This is a genomic window from Vogesella amnigena, assembly GCF_042648905.1.
Lineage (GTDB): Bacteria > Pseudomonadota > Gammaproteobacteria > Burkholderiales > Chromobacteriaceae > Vogesella > Vogesella amnigena.
Map to the genome: position 1 here is coordinate 218,517 of NZ_JBHRYH010000002.1, position 15,308 is coordinate 233,824.

Annotated in this window: 12 protein-coding genes; 5 read left to right on the forward strand and 7 right to left on the reverse strand. The window is 66.8% G+C overall.

Going from position 1 to position 15,308, the window contains the following annotated elements; all coding sequences use genetic code 11:
• Positions 1-28 precede the first annotated feature (28 nt).
• On the forward strand, positions 29-955 hold the full coding sequence (locus ACFOKJ_RS01455; RefSeq protein WP_390276203.1) for a LysR family transcriptional regulator: 927 nt from the start codon (positions 29-31) through the stop codon (positions 953-955).
• Here the strand turns inward: ACFOKJ_RS01455 and chrA are convergent.
• Both chrA and ACFOKJ_RS01465 read right to left on the reverse strand, forming a co-directional pair.
• Complete coding sequence (chrA, locus tag ACFOKJ_RS01460; RefSeq protein WP_390276204.1) at positions 935-2,260, reverse strand: chromate efflux transporter; 1,326 nt, start codon at positions 2,258-2,260, stop codon at positions 935-937. The genes ACFOKJ_RS01455 and chrA overlap by 21 nt on opposite strands.
• A gap of 79 nt (positions 2,261-2,339) precedes the next feature.
• Positions 2,340-3,119, reverse strand: a complete 780-nt coding sequence (locus ACFOKJ_RS01465) for a ferredoxin--NADP reductase (protein ID WP_390276205.1) — start codon at positions 3,117-3,119, stop codon at positions 2,340-2,342.
• 216 nt (positions 3,120-3,335) lie between these two features.
• On the opposite strand from ACFOKJ_RS01465, the gene ACFOKJ_RS01470 reads away from it, so the two are divergent.
• From ACFOKJ_RS01470 to ACFOKJ_RS01485, 4 genes are all read left to right on the forward strand, one after another.
• Positions 3,336-4,355: an isocitrate/isopropylmalate dehydrogenase family protein gene (locus ACFOKJ_RS01470; RefSeq protein ID WP_390276206.1), complete on the forward strand. Its 1,020-nt coding sequence runs from the start codon at positions 3,336-3,338 to the stop codon at positions 4,353-4,355.
• A gap of 311 nt (positions 4,356-4,666) precedes the next feature.
• A complete protein-coding gene (locus ACFOKJ_RS01475; RefSeq protein WP_390276207.1) occupies positions 4,667-5,032 on the forward strand; it encodes a hypothetical protein in 366 nt (121 codons plus the stop codon).
• A 252-nt stretch (positions 5,033-5,284) separates the two neighbouring features.
• Positions 5,285-6,541: an ATP-binding protein gene (locus ACFOKJ_RS01480; RefSeq protein WP_390276208.1), complete on the forward strand. Its 1,257-nt coding sequence runs from the start codon at positions 5,285-5,287 to the stop codon at positions 6,539-6,541.
• 3 nt (positions 6,542-6,544) lie between these two features.
• On the forward strand, positions 6,545-7,069 hold the full coding sequence (locus tag ACFOKJ_RS01485; RefSeq protein ID WP_390276209.1) for a response regulator transcription factor: 525 nt from the start codon (positions 6,545-6,547) through the stop codon (positions 7,067-7,069).
• Between the two features lie 189 nt (positions 7,070-7,258).
• Here ACFOKJ_RS01485 and ACFOKJ_RS01490 read toward each other — a convergent pair whose 3' ends face one another.
• From ACFOKJ_RS01490 to ACFOKJ_RS01510, 5 genes are all read right to left on the reverse strand, one after another.
• Positions 7,259-9,712 (reverse strand): EAL domain-containing protein, encoded by a 2,454-nt coding sequence (locus ACFOKJ_RS01490; RefSeq protein ID WP_390276210.1) that lies wholly within the window; start codon positions 9,710-9,712, stop codon positions 7,259-7,261.
• Positions 9,709-11,517 (reverse strand): PAS domain S-box protein, encoded by a 1,809-nt coding sequence (locus ACFOKJ_RS01495; protein ID WP_390276212.1) that lies wholly within the window; start codon positions 11,515-11,517, stop codon positions 9,709-9,711. The genes ACFOKJ_RS01490 and ACFOKJ_RS01495 overlap by 4 nt, the downstream gene beginning before the upstream one ends.
• 92 nt (positions 11,518-11,609) lie before the next feature.
• Positions 11,610-12,995, reverse strand: coding sequence for an FAD-binding oxidoreductase (locus ACFOKJ_RS01500; protein ID WP_390276214.1), 1,386 nt, complete (start codon positions 12,993-12,995; stop codon positions 11,610-11,612).
• A 23-nt stretch (positions 12,996-13,018) separates the two neighbouring features.
• A complete protein-coding gene (locus ACFOKJ_RS01505; protein WP_390276215.1) occupies positions 13,019-13,660 on the reverse strand; it encodes a glutathione S-transferase family protein in 642 nt (213 codons plus the stop codon).
• A 257-nt stretch (positions 13,661-13,917) separates the two neighbouring features.
• Positions 13,918-15,273, reverse strand: a complete 1,356-nt coding sequence (locus ACFOKJ_RS01510) for an aldehyde dehydrogenase family protein (RefSeq protein WP_390276217.1) — start codon at positions 15,271-15,273, stop codon at positions 13,918-13,920.
• Between the last annotated feature and the right edge of the window lie 35 nt (positions 15,274-15,308).

A 15,308-nucleotide genomic window follows, 5' to 3' on the forward strand; every position in this document is an offset into this window, starting at 1 on the left:
CGCCTTCCAGGCACAGGATTTTTGCGCCATGAGAACAAGTGAGCTATTGCCGCTGCTGCCGGACCTGGCGGTACTGGTGGATGTGGTGGAAGCCGGCTCCTTCAGCGCCGCCGCGCGGCTGCAGGGCAGTACGCCGTCGGCGGTGAGCCGGCAGATCGCGCGGCTGGAGGCGGCGCTGGGGCTGAAGTTGCTGGAGCGCAGCACGCGGCGGCTGCACCTGACCAGCGGCGGGCAGGAGGTGCTGCGCCACGCCCGCGACATGTTGGAAGCCGCCCGTGCCGCCTGCGACGGCGCCGCGCGCCACGCCAGCAGCGTTACCGGCCGGGTAAGGTTGGCCGCACCCAAGGCGGCGCTGCGGCAGCTGATTCATCCACAGTTGCCCGGGCTGCTGCAGACTTATCCACAGCTGGTGCTGGAGCTGCAGGTTACCGACCAGGTGGTGGACCTGATCGCTGACGGCGTGGACATTGCACTGCGCCTGGGCGACCCGCCGCCCGGCTACGTGGCGCGGCCATTCATGGAGGTGCGCACCCTGCTGTACGCCGCGCCGGCCTATCTGGCGGCGCACGGCACGCCGCAGCATCCGGCCGAGCTGGTGCGCCATAGCTGCCTGCATCTGGCCGAGCTGCCGGGCGACGACGAATGGTGCCTGGTGCGCGGCAACGAGCGGGTGGTGGTGAATGTGCGCGGCCGCTACGCCAGCAACCACAGCGAGATGCGGCGCGAAGCGGCCGAGTGGGGGCTGGGCATCGCCAGCCTGCCGGATTTCTCGGTGCGGCAGCAGCTGGCGGATGGCAGCCTGCAGCCGGTGCTGCCGGGCTGGCAACTATTGGGGCGCTACCAGGGCAGCAGCTGGCTGGTCTACCACGCTGACCGTTACCGCTCGCCGCGGGTGCGCGCGGTGGTGGATTACCTGCTGCAGATCGCGGCCAATTTAGGCCAGCAGCGCGCGTAGCAGGCCGATGCCGGCGCAGCCGGCAATCACCGGAATCACGCCGCGGCCGCCTTTCACCAGCGCCCACAGGCTGGCCGCCGCCAGCAGCGCGGCAAACCAGTCGATGCCGGCAGTGAGGCCGTGCGGCCACAGCAGGTGCTGGCCGAAGAACAGCGCCAGGTTGATGATCACCCCCACCACCGCGGCGGTGATGGCGGTAAGCGGCGCGGTAAAGCCCAGCTTGCCGCGGGTGTGTTCCACCAGCGGCGCGCCGGCGAGGATGAACAGGAAGGACGGCAGGAAGGTGTACCAGGTCACCCAGCTGGCGGCGATGATGCCGCTGAGCGCCGCGCTGCCGGCGCCGAACATTGGTGCGCCGTAGCCGCCGACGAAGGCAACGAAGGCCACCACCATGATCAGCGGCCCCGGCGTGGTTTCGCCCAGCGCCAGCCCGTCCATCATCTGCCCCGGCGTCAGCCAGCCAAAGTGCGTCACTGCGCCCTGGTACACATAGGGCAGCACCGCGTAGGCACCGCCAAAGGTCAGCAGCGCCGCCTTGGTAAAGAACCAGCCCATCTGCGGCAGCGTGTGCTGGCTGCCGGCAAGCGCCACGGCGCTGAGCATCGGCAGCGTCCACAGCAGCGTGCCTGCCAGCGCCAGGCGCAGCAGCTTGCCGTGGCTGTAGCTGGCATGCGGTGGCGGCGGGGTGTGGTCGTTGATCAGCGCCTGATTATCATCCTGCGTGCTGCTGGCGGCATGGCCCTTGCCGCCGTTGAACACCTGCGGCCAACGCTTGGCGCCCAGCCAGCCGCTGATGCCGGCCAGCAGCACGATGGCGGGGAAGGGTAGCGCGAACACCGCCAGCGCCAGCAGCGCGGCGGCGGCAATGCCCCACAGCAGCGGGTGCTTCAGCGCGCGGCTGCCGATACGCCAGGCTGCCTGCAGCACGATGGCCAGCACCGCGGCCTTGATGCCGGCAAACGCGCCGGCCACCAACGGCAGCTGGCCGAAGACCATGTACAGCCAGGACAGCGCAATCAGGATCAGCAGCGAGGGCAGCACGAACAGCACGCCGGCGACGATGCCGCCACGGGTACGGTGCATCAGCCAGCCCAGGTAGGTGGCCAGCTGCTGCGCCTCCGGCCCCGGCAGCAACATGCAGTAGTTCAGCGCGTGCAGGAAACGCTGCTCGGAGATCCAGCGCTTGTTGTCCACCAGCTCGCGGTGCATCAGCGCGATCTGCCCGGCCGGGCCGCCAAAGCTGAGCAAGCCGAGCTTCAGCCAGAAGCGCAGCGCATCGCGAAACGGTACCGTGGGGTGGGACATGGGATGCTCCAGATGGCAAAACACCCCGTACGCGACGGGGTGTGATCAGCAAGGTTGGCCGCAGGGGCCTTACCTGATGTTATTTCTCGACGAAGGCACGCTCGATGGCGTAGTGCCCCGGCTCGCCCATGCGCGGCGATTCCTTGAAGCCCAGCTCGTCCAGAATGTGGCAGGTGTCGTCCAGCATCGCCGGGCTGCCGCACAGCAGCGCACGGTCGGTTTCCGGGTTCAGCTGCGGAATGCCCAGCTGGCGGGCCAGTTCGCCGCTCTTGATCAGGTCGGTCAGGCGGCCCTGGTTGCGGAACGGTTCGCGGGTAACGGTCGGGTAGTAGACCAGCTTCTCGCGTACCAGCTCGCCCAGGTACTCGTGCTCGGCCAGTTCCTTGGTGATGTAATCGTGGTAGCCCAGCTCGCTCACCCAGCGCACGCCGTGGATCAGGAAAATCTTGTCGTACAGGTCGTAGACTTCCGGGTCCTTGATGATGGACATGAACGGCGCCAGGCCGGTGCCGGTGGACAGCAGGAACAGGTGCTTGGCGTTCGGCAGCAGGTTGTCCTGTACCAGGGTGCCGGTGGGCTTGCCGGAGATCACCACCTTGTCGCCAGGCTGCAGGTGCTGCAGGCGCGAGGTCAGCGGGCCGTTCGGTACCTTGATGGAGTAGAACTCCAGGTGTTCTTCCCAGTTGGCGCTGGCCACGGAGTAGGCGCGGATCAGCGGTTTGCCGTTCACCTCAAGACCGATCATCACGAACTGGCCGTTGATGAAGCGCAGACCCGGGTCGCGGGTGCAGGTGAAGCTGAACAGGGTGTCGTTCCAGTGGTGAACGGACTGGACGGTTTCGGTCGTGAGGGTAGCCATGTGTGCTTGTCTCTACATGCGGCAGTAATTCAACAGGGGGGCATTCTACCTCAGCTTCCAAATAACTGCTTGGACGGAAAGGTTCTGTCTTTATTGCCTTTTTTGATGTTGCTCAATTTATATAATGATATACATTCCCAATCAGCAGGCGGGGCGGGCCTGTCAGGCTGTCTGACATCCGGGCTTGTCGATAAACGCTGCAGCATTTATGTTGCCATGCAACAACAACGACGCGAGATCAGGGCGATGAAACTGTGCGTGATAGCCGGCGACGGCATCGGTCGGGAAGTGGTACCGCAGGCGCTGCGGGTGTTGCAGGCATTGCTGCCGGCGCTGCAGGTAGTGGAAGCCGAGGCCGGCTGGGACACTTTCTGCCAGCAGGGTACGGCGCTGCCGGCGGCCACCCTGGCGGCGGCGCGCGATTGCGGCGCGGTGATCTTCGGTGCAGTCAGTTCGCCGGCGCACAAGGTGGCCGGCTACCGCTCGCCCATCGTGCAGCTGCGACGCGAGCTGGGCTGCCACGCCAACCTGCGGCCAACCCTGAGCCTGCCCGGCTGCGGTGCCGATGGTATCGACCTGCTGATCGTGCGCGAGAACACCGAAGACCTGTACATCGGCGAGGAGCAGTCCGATGGCGACACCGCCACCGCCATCAAGCGCATCACCCGCGCCGCCTCGCAGCGGGTGGCACAAAGTGCCTACCAGCTGGCGCTGGCCGAGGGCCGGCAGCGGCTCACCATCGTGCACAAGGCCAATATCCTGCCGCTTACCGACGGCTTGTTCCGCGACGTGGCGCGCCAGGTGGCGGCGGCATATCCGCAGCTGCAGGTGGACGAGCTGCTGGTGGATACCGCAGCGCTGAAGTTGGCGCAGGCACCGCAGGCTTTCGATGTGCTGCTGGCACCCAATCTTTATGGAGACATCCTGTCCGACCTGGCAGCGGCCTTCGGCGGCGGGCTGGGCGTGGCCGCCTCGCTGAACCTGGGCGAACACGCCGCCATTGCCGAGCCGGTGCACGGCTCGGCGCCGGACATCGCCGGGCAGGGCATTGCCAATCCGGTGGCCAGCCTGTTGTCGCTGGCGATGCTGCTGCGCCACTGGTGGCAGCAGCCAGCGTTGGCCGCACGGCTGGAGCAGGCGGTGCGCGCCACGCTGGCGGCCGGTACCCGCACGCCGGATCTGGGCGGCAGCGCCAGCACGGCTGCGTACTGTGATGCGGTGATCGGGCGCTTGTAGGGCGGAAGCCCGGTGATACCGGGCGTTCCGCCATTCACCCTCGCGGCACACATGGTTGGCCGCAAGCTTCGTAGCCTGGATAAGCCGCAGGCGCATCCGGGGTGATGCGGCCAACTTTGCGCAGCGCCCCCGGATGCGCTGCGCTTATCCGGGCTACTGGCTGTCTTCCAGTGTCTTGTCGCAAATGTTGACCGCACTGTGAGTTGTTCCTCGGGGGATGACCAGGCGTGGTGTCATCAGGGCGGGTTTGATTTTTCAATGTCATGGGAATAATTTGTTGCTGCCATTTTGGCGCGTACCAAGGAGAGACCATGACCGAATTTGAGCTGATTGATGCCATATGTCACGGGGTGAACCCTGTCACCGGCGAAGTTCTGGACACGCCGCGTGATCCGGCACTTGACCGTGCGCGCTTGCATTACCTGGATGAACTGATGCGAGTCCAGGGGCGGCGTATGTCGGGAGCCAGGCCGCCGATGCATGGCAAAGCCTGGGGGGCCGAGGATGACTCCCGCTTGCGGGCGCTGTGGGGAGAAGGGCGGGATGCCGACACAATCGCAGCAGAACTTGGTCGCGGTATGGGCGCCATTATTGCTCGCCTGGTGCACATCGGTGCATGTCAGGATCGTGACCTTGCCAGACAAGAACACGACCGACGCCTGGCCGCCAAGGCGTAGGGTGGGCAAAGCGCAGCGTGCCCACCACTGCAGTGCGACCAGCGGTCACGGTCTACGCCACTGCGACAACATGTCGCATTCCGCCTGCGGTCTTGCCCCGCTACAGTGGCGGCTGCGGGAAGGCGTTCCCGCGCTCCAAGCGAACTGTCTGCCGCCCGCCTGTCGGGCGGCTTGCTTTTGCCATGCGACAAGCTGCCGCAGCCGGCGCCAGTGGCGTGGTGTGGTGCTAAAGTGCCGCTCATGATGCCTTCCATGTTTCCGTTTCTATCCGCCCAGCGGCTGGATGCCGTGCTGCAGAGGCTGTGCCAGCTGCGCTGGGGCATGCTGGCCGGCGGGCTGTTGCTGCTGGCGCTATGCCATGCGCTGTCGCTGCAGCTGCCGTGGTGGCTGCTGTTGCAGGCGCTGGCTACGCTGGCGGTGCTCAATCTGGCCTTGCCCTGGCTGGCCGCGCGTAGCGTGGCGGTGCGGCGCCTGCTGGCGCTGGGGTTGGCGGGCGATGTGCTGGTGCTTACCGAGCTGCTGGCATTCAGCGGCGGTGCGGCCAACCCGCTGGCTTCGCTGTACCTGCCGCCGGTGCTGTTCGGCGCCTTGTTGCTGCCGCCTCGCCAGGCCTGGGCTCTGGCGCTGCTCAGCCTGGCCGCCTATGCCCTGCTGTTCGGCTGGCATCTGCCCTGGCCGCTGGCCGGCGACGATGCCGCCTATGCTTTCCGCCTGCATCTGGTGGGTATGTGGCTGACGTTTGCGGTGTCGGTGCTGCTGCTCACGCTGTTCGTGTCCTACCTGATGACCCAGTTGCTGCGGCGCGAGGCGGCGCTGGCGGCGGCGCGCGAGGCGCAGCTGCGCAACGAACAACTGGTGGGGCTGGGGGTGCAGGCTGCTGCTGCCGCGCATGCCTTATCCACGCCACTGGCTACGCTGACGCTGCTATGCGACGAGATGCTGCACGAGGCTGGCGGCCCCTTGCGCGACGATCTGCTGTTGATGCAGCGCCAGTTGCAACTGTGCCGCGAGGCGCTGGAGCAGTTGCGTGCCGGCAGCAGTGGCGAGGGCGAGGTGCAGCCGGTATGCCGGCAGCTGGCACAGCAGCTGCAGGGCTGGCACAGCACGCGGCCGCAGGTCACCCTGATCCGCCATGGCCTGCTGCAGGGCGGCCCGGCCATGCGGCTGGATGCACGCTTCTGGCCGGCATTTTTCAACCTGCTCAACAACGCCGCCGATGCCGCCGGCAGCGGTACGGGTGACAGCTGCGAAGTGGAGTTGACGGTAGCGGTGGAGGGCGGCTGGCTGCGGCTGGACATCCACAACCGCCAGGGCAGCCTCAGCGCGGCGCAGCTGCAGCAGGCGGGGCTGGCGCCGCTGGATTCGGACAAGCCGGCCGGGCTGGGCATTGGCGTGCTGCTGTCGCATGCCACGCTGTCGCAGCTGGGCGGCGAACTGCAACTCGACAACGACCCGGCCGGCGGCGTGCGCGCCTGCGTGCGCCTGCCGCTGCCCGGACAAAGCGGATAGCGCATGAACAGCATTCTGATCATCGACGACGACAGCGCCTTTGCCGCGGTGCTGGCGCGCAGCCTGGCCCGGCGCGGGCTGACGGTGGCGCAGGCCGCCAGCGCAACGGCGGCACTGCAGGCGCTGCAGAGCCCGCCGGACGGCATCATTCTCGACCTCAACCTGGCCGGCGACAGCGGCCTGTTGCTGCTGCCGCAGCTATTGGCCGCCGCCCCGGCGGCGCGGGTGCTGGTGCTAACCGGCTATGCCAGCATTGCCACCGCCGTGGAGGCGGTAAAGCTGGGGGCGGTGAACTACCTGGCCAAGCCGGCCACGGTGGACGACATCCTGGCGGCGCTGGGGCAGCTTGCGGCCAACCCGGCACTGCCGGTGGCCAGCCAGCCGATGTCGCTGAAGCGGATGAGCTGGGAGCACCTGCAGCGGGTATTGGCCGAGCACGACGGCAATGTGTCGGCCACCGCGCGAGCGCTGGGAATGCACCGGCGCAGCCTGCAGCGGATGCTGGCCAAGCGGCCGGTGCGAGAGTGAGGCTGCGCCTACCGCTACGACGTTGGCGTAGCTAAGTGGCTGATAAAGCAATGGACACCCTAGAGTAATTACGCTAAATTGTGCAGCGCACTCAAACCGAAAGGTTTTTGTGGTGTTAGCCCCTCGAAGCATCTGCCGGCCCCTCGCCGGTGTGATGTTTCTTCCTCGTGTTGGCCCCTGTGGAAACCCTCAGGGGATTTTTTTTGCCTGCTCGCCAGGCGCATCCCCGCCCTGATTCTGCTGCTGCCAGTTTGCCAGGTAGCCTGCCAGTGCCGCGGCATCCAGCGGCCGCGCAAACAAATAGCCCTGCGCAGTGTCGCAGCCGATCTTGGAAAGGAATGCAGACTGTTCTGCTGTCTCCACCCCCTCGGCGGTAATGCTCAGCATCAGGCTGTGCGCCAGGGTGACGATGGCGCGGCAGATGGCGCAATCGCGCACTGCTTCCGGGGTGTCCTTCACGAAGGAGCGGTCTATCTTCAGCCGGTCGATGGTCAGGTGCTTGAGCAGCGCCATCGATGAATAGCCGGTGCCGAAATCGTCGATGGCAATGCTCACCCCCAGTGCCTTCAGCTCGGCCAGGATGCGCTGGCTGTCCTCCATGATCTGCAGGGTGCTTTCGGTCACTTCCAGCTCCAGCAGGTGCGGGTACAGGCCGGTTTCCAGCAGGATCAGTCCCACCCGCCGCACGAAGTCCGGCGCCGCGAACTGCCGTGCCGATACATTCACCGCTACGCGCAGCGGCAGCTGGTAGCGGTCCTGCCATTCACGGGCGCTGATACAGGCGCTGCGCAGCACCCATTCGCCGATGTCGTGGATCAGCCCGCACTCCTCGGCCACCGGAATGAACCGATCCGGCATGATCAGCTGCTGGCCGTCGCGCCAGCGCACCAGCGCCTCGAAGCCCGTCAGCTCGCCGCTGCCCAGCGCAATCAGTGGCTGGTAGTGCAGCTCGAACGCCTGGCGGGTCATGGCCTGGCGCAGGTGCTGCTCGGTCTGCATGCGCAGCCGCACCTTGTCCGCCATGCCATCGTCGAACAGGCACCAGCGCCGCTTGCCCTGGATCTTGGCCTCGTACATGGCGCTGTCGGCGGCGCGCAGCAGCTTGTCGATTTCCATGCCGTGCAATGGAAACAGCGCAATGCCGATGCTGCAGCTCACCACCACCGGCTCGTCGGCCAGCAGGATAGGCTCCTCCAGCCGCGCGATCAGCCGGTTGGCCAGCTGGATGCACTCGTCCTCGCCGCTGCCGGGGCAGACGATGAAGAACTCGTCGCCACCGAAGCGAGTGGCAATGTCGGCTCGGCGCACGGTTTCCTTGATGCGGCCAGCCACGATCTGCAGCAGGCGGTCGCCGGCGGCGTGCCCCAGGCTGTCGTTCACCAGCTTGAAGCCGTCCAGGTCGATGAACACCAGGCCCAGCGACTGCTGGTGGCAAAGCGCGCGGTCCAGCTCCACTTCCAGCTGGTCCTGCAGCAGGTGGCGGTTGCCCAGGCCAGTGAGCGCATCGTGGAACGCCATGTGGTTCAGCTCGCGCTGTGCGTTGTGGATGCCGGAGATATCCGAGCAGGCGACGATGAAGTGCGACAGCTGGCCGGTTTCATCGTGTACCGCACAGATATGCTCCCACACCGGGAACAGCTCGCCGTTGCTGCGCCGGCACAGTATCTCGCCGTTCCACAGCCCGTTCACCTGCTGGCCCAGCTGCTCGTAGAAGCCGGTGCTGTGGTGGCGCTCGTGCAGCAGCGCATCGATATCCTGGCCCAGCAGCTCGCTGAAGCCATAGCCGCTCATGCGCAGGAAGGCCGGGTTGGCGATCTGGATCTCGCGCTGCGGCGACACGATGGCGATACCTTCGGCGGTGGTGTGGAATACCGCGCTGGCCTGGCGCAGTTTTTCTTCCATCTGCACCCGTTCGGTCACGTCGCGCAGCACCCCCACCAGCTTGGTCTGCCCCTGGTTCTGCCCCTGGAACTGCTTGGCGTTCAGTTCCACCCACGCCGCCTCGCCATCCGGGCGCTGCATGGTGGCCACCATCTCGGCCTGACCGCGTTGCTGCAGCATGGTCAGCAGCTTGTCGCGGTCGGTCTTGGCCAGCAGCCGCATGAACGATGGCGCGCTGTCGCGCAGCGTGCCGGGGTGGATGCCGGTGAGCTGCTGGATATGGCCCTGGCTGAAGAAGGTGGATTGCTGATCGTCCCATTCCCAGATACCCAGCTTGGCGGTGTCGATGGCCATCTGCAGCCGGCGATGCTGGTCACGGGTTTCCGCCTCGGCGGCGCGGCAGGAAAACGCCATGCGCAGCGTGGCGTTCAGCTCGCGCAATTCGAAGGGCTTGAGCAGGTAGCCGTAGGGCGCGCTCTCTTCCGCCGCCTTCAGGGTGTTTTCCTCGGCATAGGCGGTAAGGAACACCACCGGGATGTCCAGCTCGCTGCGCAGGATGGCGGCGGCCTCGGTGCCGGTCATCTGGCCTTCCAGGTGGATGTCCATCAGCGTCAGGTCGGGGCGCAGCTCGCGCGCACGGGCGATGGCGCGCTCGCCGGAGGCGCTGATGTCCACCACCTCGAAGCCCAGGCTGCGGATGCACTCCTTCAGGTCCAGCGCCACGATGCGCTCGTCTTCCACGATCTGTATGCGATGGCTCATGCCGATTCTCCCGTAGCCAGGGCGGGGAAGTGCACCACGAAGCGGGTGCCCTGCTGCGGCTGGCTTTCCAGCTCCAGCCGGCCCTGCAGCTGTTCGGCCAGCATCGGCAGCAGCTGGAAGCCCAGCGTCTGGCTTTCGCCCAGTACCACATCCGGCGGCAGGCCCACGCCGTCGTCCGTGATGCACAGCAGGTTGTCCTCATCCCCCGGCTGCAACTGCAGCCGCAGCGTGCCGTGCCCGCGGCCAGCAAAGGCGTGCTTGAACACATTGGTGACGATCTCGTTCACCAGCAGTCCCAGCGGAATGCTCTGCTGCAGCTCCAGGAACACCTCCTGCGGCGGCGGGGTGAAATGCACGCTTATCTTCTGGCGGCTGTCGGCCAGAGAGTGCTGCAGCAGCATCAGCAGCCGTTCCAGGTAGGTGGTGAGCGGCACGCGCGAGAAGTCGCTGCGCTCGTACAGCAGCTGGTGGATCAGCGCCATGGATTTGACGTGGTTCTGGCTTTCCACCAGTGCCACCCGTACCGGCTCGGCGGCGCTGCGCGCCTGCAGGTTGAGCAGGCTGGAAATCACCTGCAGATTGTTCTTTACCCGGTGGTGCACCTCGCCCAGCAGTACAGTTTTTTCCTCCAGCGCCTTTTCCATGGCCTGCTGCGCCTGGTAGCGCGCGGTGACATTGGTGATGGAAGCCAGCGTCAGCAGCTGGCCGTCGATCTCCAGCGGGTTGAGGCCGATTTCGCAGGGAAAGCTGGAGCCGTCGCGGCGCATGGCGAACAGCGGCTTGCGGTTGGCCATGTCGCGGGTGGAAGGGGTGGCAAAGAAGTGTCGCACCAGCGCCTGGTGCTGGCTGCGCATGGTGGGCGGCAGCAGGTGGTCGAAACCGTGGCCGATCAGCTCGTCGCGGCTGTAGCCGAACAGCTCTTCCATGCGGCTGTTCACCAGCCGGATCACCCCGTGGTCGTCCACCATCATCAGCGCATCCGGCGTGGCTTCCACCACCTGGCGGAAGTGCGTCTCGCTCTGGCGCAGTGCCTGTTCGCTGCGGGTGCGGTCGCTGACATCGTTGGCCGAACCCACCAGGTGGGTGACGGTGCCGGTATCGTCGCGCAGCGGCGCCAGCATGAAATCCAGCGTCATGCGGCTGTCGTTCTGCATGCGCACGGTGATATCGCGGCGCACGGTATCGCCGCTGGCGGCCTGGGCCACCACCTCGTGCGCCAGCTGGCGCATCTCCGGGCTGTAGCCCCACCAGAAGGTGTCCCACAGCTTCTGGCCGCGCACGCTGTCCAGGGCGATACCGGCGGCCTCCAGCGGCGCGCGGTTCACCTCCAGCAGCGTGCCGTCCGGCGCGATGACGCCAACGAAGGTGAACAGGCTGTCCAGTACGCGGCGGATGTGCTGCTCGCTGTCGCGCAGCCGGCGCGCAGTGTCGCGGGCATGGGTGACATCCTCCACCATGGCGATGATGCCCACCACCGCGCCATCCTGGCGATAGGGGTGATAGCTGGCATTCCACAGCCGGAACTGGCCGGAACCCGGTGGCACTTCGGCGCGGGCTTCGAAATTGCAGCGCGCCTGGCCGCCGGCCATTACGTCGCGCATGATGGCCTCCAGTTGCTCGCCCACGTCTGGCAGCACATCGCGCGGCGTGCGGCCCAGGTGTTCGGCCACCGTGTGGCCGTTGGAGTCGGCCAGCAGCTGGTTGATGTGGCAGTAGCGCAGCGAGGCATCCAGTACCGCAATGCCGATGGGGGCACTGTCCAGCAGTGCGGCCAGCAAGGGCTCGCTGGCAATGGGGGTGGTCATGACGTGCGGTTTCCCCTGGTGGACTTCTATAAATTCAGGGTAGCCGCTATGCCAGACAAAACAACGTCATTAACAGGGGGGTTTTACTGCTGCTACAGCCACTTGCCCGGGTTCATGATGCCCTGCGGGTCGATGGCGCGCTTCACGCTGCGCATCAGCGCCAGCGCCGCCGGGTCCTTGTAGCGCGCCAGCCAGTGGCCCTTGAGCTGGCCCACGCCGTGCTCTGCGGCCAACGTGCCGCGGTGGCGGTACACGTGCTCGTAGACGATGGCGTTCACCGCGTCTTCGTCGTCGAACAGTGCGGCATTGCCCGGCCGGGTGTAGCTGATGTTGTAGTGCAGGTTGCCGTCGCCGGCGTGGCCGAAGGCGATGATGCGCACGCCGGGGAAGGCTGCCTGCAGCGCCGCGTCACACTCGGCCAGGAAGGCGGGTATCGCCGAACTGGGTACGCCGATATCGTGCTTGATGCTGGCGCCGTCGCGCTTCTGGGTTTCCGACATGTCCTCGCGCAGCTGCCACAGTCGCGTGCGCTCGGCCTCGCTGTGCGCCAGCACGCCGTCAAGCAGGTTGGCCGCATGCGCCAGCCAGTTTTCGAACGCCGCCTGCAGCGTGGCCGGCGCACCGCTGTCAGACAGCTCCACCAGCAGCGCCCATGGTGAAAAGAACGGCACCTTGCCCGGCTGGTACTTGTCCAGCAGCCGCTGGCAGGCTTCCGACATCATCTCGAAAGTGGTGAGGCGGTCGCCAAAGGCATCCTGCAGCGCGGTGAGGGTGGCAATGGCCTGCTCGGCGCTGCCTACCGCCAGCATGGCGGTAGCACGGGCGCTGGGCTGCGGGTAGAGCTTGAGCGTGGCGGCGGTGATCAGCCCCAGCTGGCCTTCGGCGCCGATGAACAGCTGCTTCACGTCCAGGCCGCTGGTGTCCTTGCGCAGGCTGGACAGCGCATCCAGCACCGTGCCATCCGGCAGCACCACCTCCAGCCCCAGCGCCAGCTCGCGCATGGTGCCGTAGCGCAGCACTGCCAGCCCACCGGCATTGGTGGCCAGGTTGCCGCCGATCTGGCAGCTGCCTTCCGACGCCAGCGACAGCGGGAACAGGCAGCCGGCATCGGCCGCTGCCTGCTGCACCGCGGCCAGCGTCATGCCGGCTTCCACGGTGATGGCGCGCCCCGGCACATCTACCGCGCGCAGCCGGTTCAGCCGCCGCAGCGCGATCACCAGCTGGCGGCCGCTGCCATCCGGCGTGGCGGCGCCACAGGTTGAGGTATTGCCGCCCTGCGGCACGATGGCGATGTTTTCCGCCGCGCACAGCCGCACCAGCGCCGCTACCTCGGCGGTACTGGCCGGCAGTGCCACCGCCAGCGGCCGGCCATGGTAGCGGCCGCGGTAGTCGGTGACGAAGGGGGCCACGTCGTGTTCGGCGCTGAGCAGGTTGGCCGCACCGACGATGGCGGCCAGGCGGGAGACGAGATCGGTCATCGCGGGCTTTCCTTCACGGCTGGCTAGGCGTCGGCGTCTTCCGGCTCGGCAAAATCCGGTGCCATCAGCGTGTCCGGGTGTTCCCAGCCCGGTTGCGCGGCGATGCGCGCCAGCCAGGCGGCGACATGCGGCCAACCTTGCACATCGATGCCGGCCTCGGCTGCCCACCACAGGTAGGCGCTGGCCGACAGGTCGGCAATGGTGAGGCCGCTTGGCAACAGGTAATCCTGGCCGGAAAGATGCTGGTTCAGGGTATCCAGGTCGCGCTGGCAGCGCGCCGCCAGCCAGGTCAGCACTTCTGGCGGCTGTGGTTCGAACTTGCGGGCAAAGCGCAGATTGGGCAGCGACAGGCCGATGCGATTGGCCTCCCAGCACAGCCATTCGCGGATCGCCTGTTTGTCGCCAGGGCGCCCGGCCAGTACGCCTTCGCTTTCCGCCAGCCATTGCAGGATGGCATTGGACTGCACCATGGCCACGCCATCCACTACCAGCGCCGGCACCTCGCCCCAGCGGCTGGCGGCGCGGAATTCCTCCGGGCGGGCATCGCGCGGCGTGGCCAGATCGACATGGCGGTATTCATGGGAAACATCGCCCAGCACCAGTGCCAGACGCACTTTGTAGCTGTGGCCGGAGAAGCGGTTGCCGTACAGGATCAGATTGCTCATGGGAAAGGGCCGGTCGGGCGGTAAAACGGGGATGATACGGGGCGGGGCGGCTGACGGCCAATTGTCTTGTGGCCGGCAATATCGACTCGCCACGCAGGTCGCGGTCGAACACGTAGCCCGGATAAGCGTAGCGGATCCGGGGAAGCCTTACCCATCTGCCGCCAAACCCCGGATGCGCCTGCGGCTTATCCGGGCTACCCACTACACGTGGTGGCGGAACGCCCGCTGGCCGCGGGCTTCCGGCCTACCTGGGGCATCTATTTCTGCCAGTAGGTCTTCACGTTAACGAACTCGTACAGGCCGAACTCGGACAGCTCGCGACCGTAGCCGGAGGCTTTCACGCCGCCGAACGGCAGGCGCAGGTCGGAGCTGGTGTAGCGGTTGATGAACACCGCACCGGCCTCGATATCGCGGCCCAGCTGCCAGGCGTGTTCAGTGTTGGCGCTGAAGATGGTGGCGCCGAGGCCGAACGGGGTGTCGTTGGCCAGGCGGATGGCGTCGGCCTCGTCGCGGGCGCGCAGGATGCTGGCCACCGGGCCGAACACTTCCTCGTGGTAGACGCGGCAGGCCGGGGTGACCTCGTCCAGCACCGTGGCCGGGTAGTAGAAGCCCACGCCGTGCGGCATTACGCCGCCAGACAGCAGCCGCGCGCCGTTGTGTACCGCATCCAGCACCTGGGCGTGCAGCGCCTCGCGCAGGTCTGCACGGGTGAGTGGCGCCAGCGTGGTGACGGCATCGGCCGGGTGGCCCGGCACCAGCGCCTGTACCTGCGCCATGAAGGCTTCGATAAAGGCATCGGCCACTTCCGGCACCACGATCATGCGCTTGGCGGCGTTGCAGCTTTGGCCGGCATCGCGAAAGCGCGAGTGCGCGGCCTCGACGGCAGCGGCTTCCACGTCGGCATCGGCCAGCACGATGAAGGGGTTGCTGCCGCCCAGTTCCAGCACCGATTTCTTCAGGTGCCGCCCGGCCATGGCCGCTATCTGGCGGCCGGTGCCGGTGGAGCCGGTAAACGCTACCGCGTCCACGCCGCGTATGGCGTCATCCACCGCGTCGTGGTTGATCCATGCCACGTCCAGCACATCCAGCCCGGCGCCCTGCACGATGTCCAGCAGCAGCGCGGTGCTTTGCGGTACCGATGGCGCCGGTTTCACCAGGCAGGCATTGCCGGCCATCAGCGCCGGCACCGCGAAGCGCAGCACCTGCCACACCGGGTAGTTCCACGGCATGATGGCCAGCACCAGGCCCAGCGGCTCGAACGCTACGCCGCTCTTGCTGGCGCCGGTGGCGATGTCCTGCGGCGCCAGCAGCCGTGGCGCCAGCTCGGCGTAGTAGCGGATCAGCTGCACGGATTTATCGATCTCGGCCAGGCATTCGCGCAGCAGCTTGCCCACTTCCAGCGATACCAGCTCCGCCAGCGCGTGACGCTGCGCCGCCAGGTGGTCAGCCAGCAGCAGCATGCGCTCGGTGCGCGCCACGGTATCCAGCCGCGACCAGCGGTGCTGCGCCTGGCGCAGGCCGGCCAGCAGCGGTGGCAGACAGTCGGCATCGAGAGCGGGGCGGGTGAAGACCACTTCGCCGGAGGCGGGGTTACAGCTGGTGAAGGCGTTCATGGCGGCAGGGCTGGCAGAGGTAGCAGGGCAATTAC

Coding starts and splice junctions, on each gene's coding strand:
- ACFOKJ_RS01475 (WP_390276207.1), top strand. CDS start 4,667: ATGACCGAATTTGAGCTGATTGATGCCATATGTCACGGGGTGAACCCT.
- ACFOKJ_RS01470 (WP_390276206.1), top strand. CDS start 3,336: ATGCAACAACAACGACGCGAGATCAGGGCGATGAAACTGTGCGTGATA.
- ACFOKJ_RS01490 (WP_390276210.1), bottom strand. CDS start 9,712: ATGAGCCATCGCATACAGATCGTGGAAGACGAGCGCATCGTGGCGCTG.
- ACFOKJ_RS01495 (WP_390276212.1), bottom strand. CDS start 11,517: ATGACCACCCCCATTGCCAGCGAGCCCTTGCTGGCCGCACTGCTGGAC.
- ACFOKJ_RS01480 (WP_390276208.1), top strand. CDS start 5,285: ATGTTTCCGTTTCTATCCGCCCAGCGGCTGGATGCCGTGCTGCAGAGG.
- ACFOKJ_RS01485 (WP_390276209.1), top strand. CDS start 6,545: ATGAACAGCATTCTGATCATCGACGACGACAGCGCCTTTGCCGCGGTG.
- chrA (WP_390276204.1), bottom strand. CDS start 2,260: ATGTCCCACCCCACGGTACCGTTTCGCGATGCGCTGCGCTTCTGGCTG.
- ACFOKJ_RS01510 (WP_390276217.1), bottom strand. CDS start 15,273: ATGAACGCCTTCACCAGCTGTAACCCCGCCTCCGGCGAAGTGGTCTTC.
- ACFOKJ_RS01455 (WP_390276203.1), top strand. CDS start 29: ATGAGAACAAGTGAGCTATTGCCGCTGCTGCCGGACCTGGCGGTACTG.
- ACFOKJ_RS01505 (WP_390276215.1), bottom strand. CDS start 13,660: ATGAGCAATCTGATCCTGTACGGCAACCGCTTCTCCGGCCACAGCTAC.
- ACFOKJ_RS01500 (WP_390276214.1), bottom strand. CDS start 12,995: ATGACCGATCTCGTCTCCCGCCTGGCCGCCATCGTCGGTGCGGCCAAC.
- ACFOKJ_RS01465 (WP_390276205.1), bottom strand. CDS start 3,119: ATGGCTACCCTCACGACCGAAACCGTCCAGTCCGTTCACCACTGGAAC.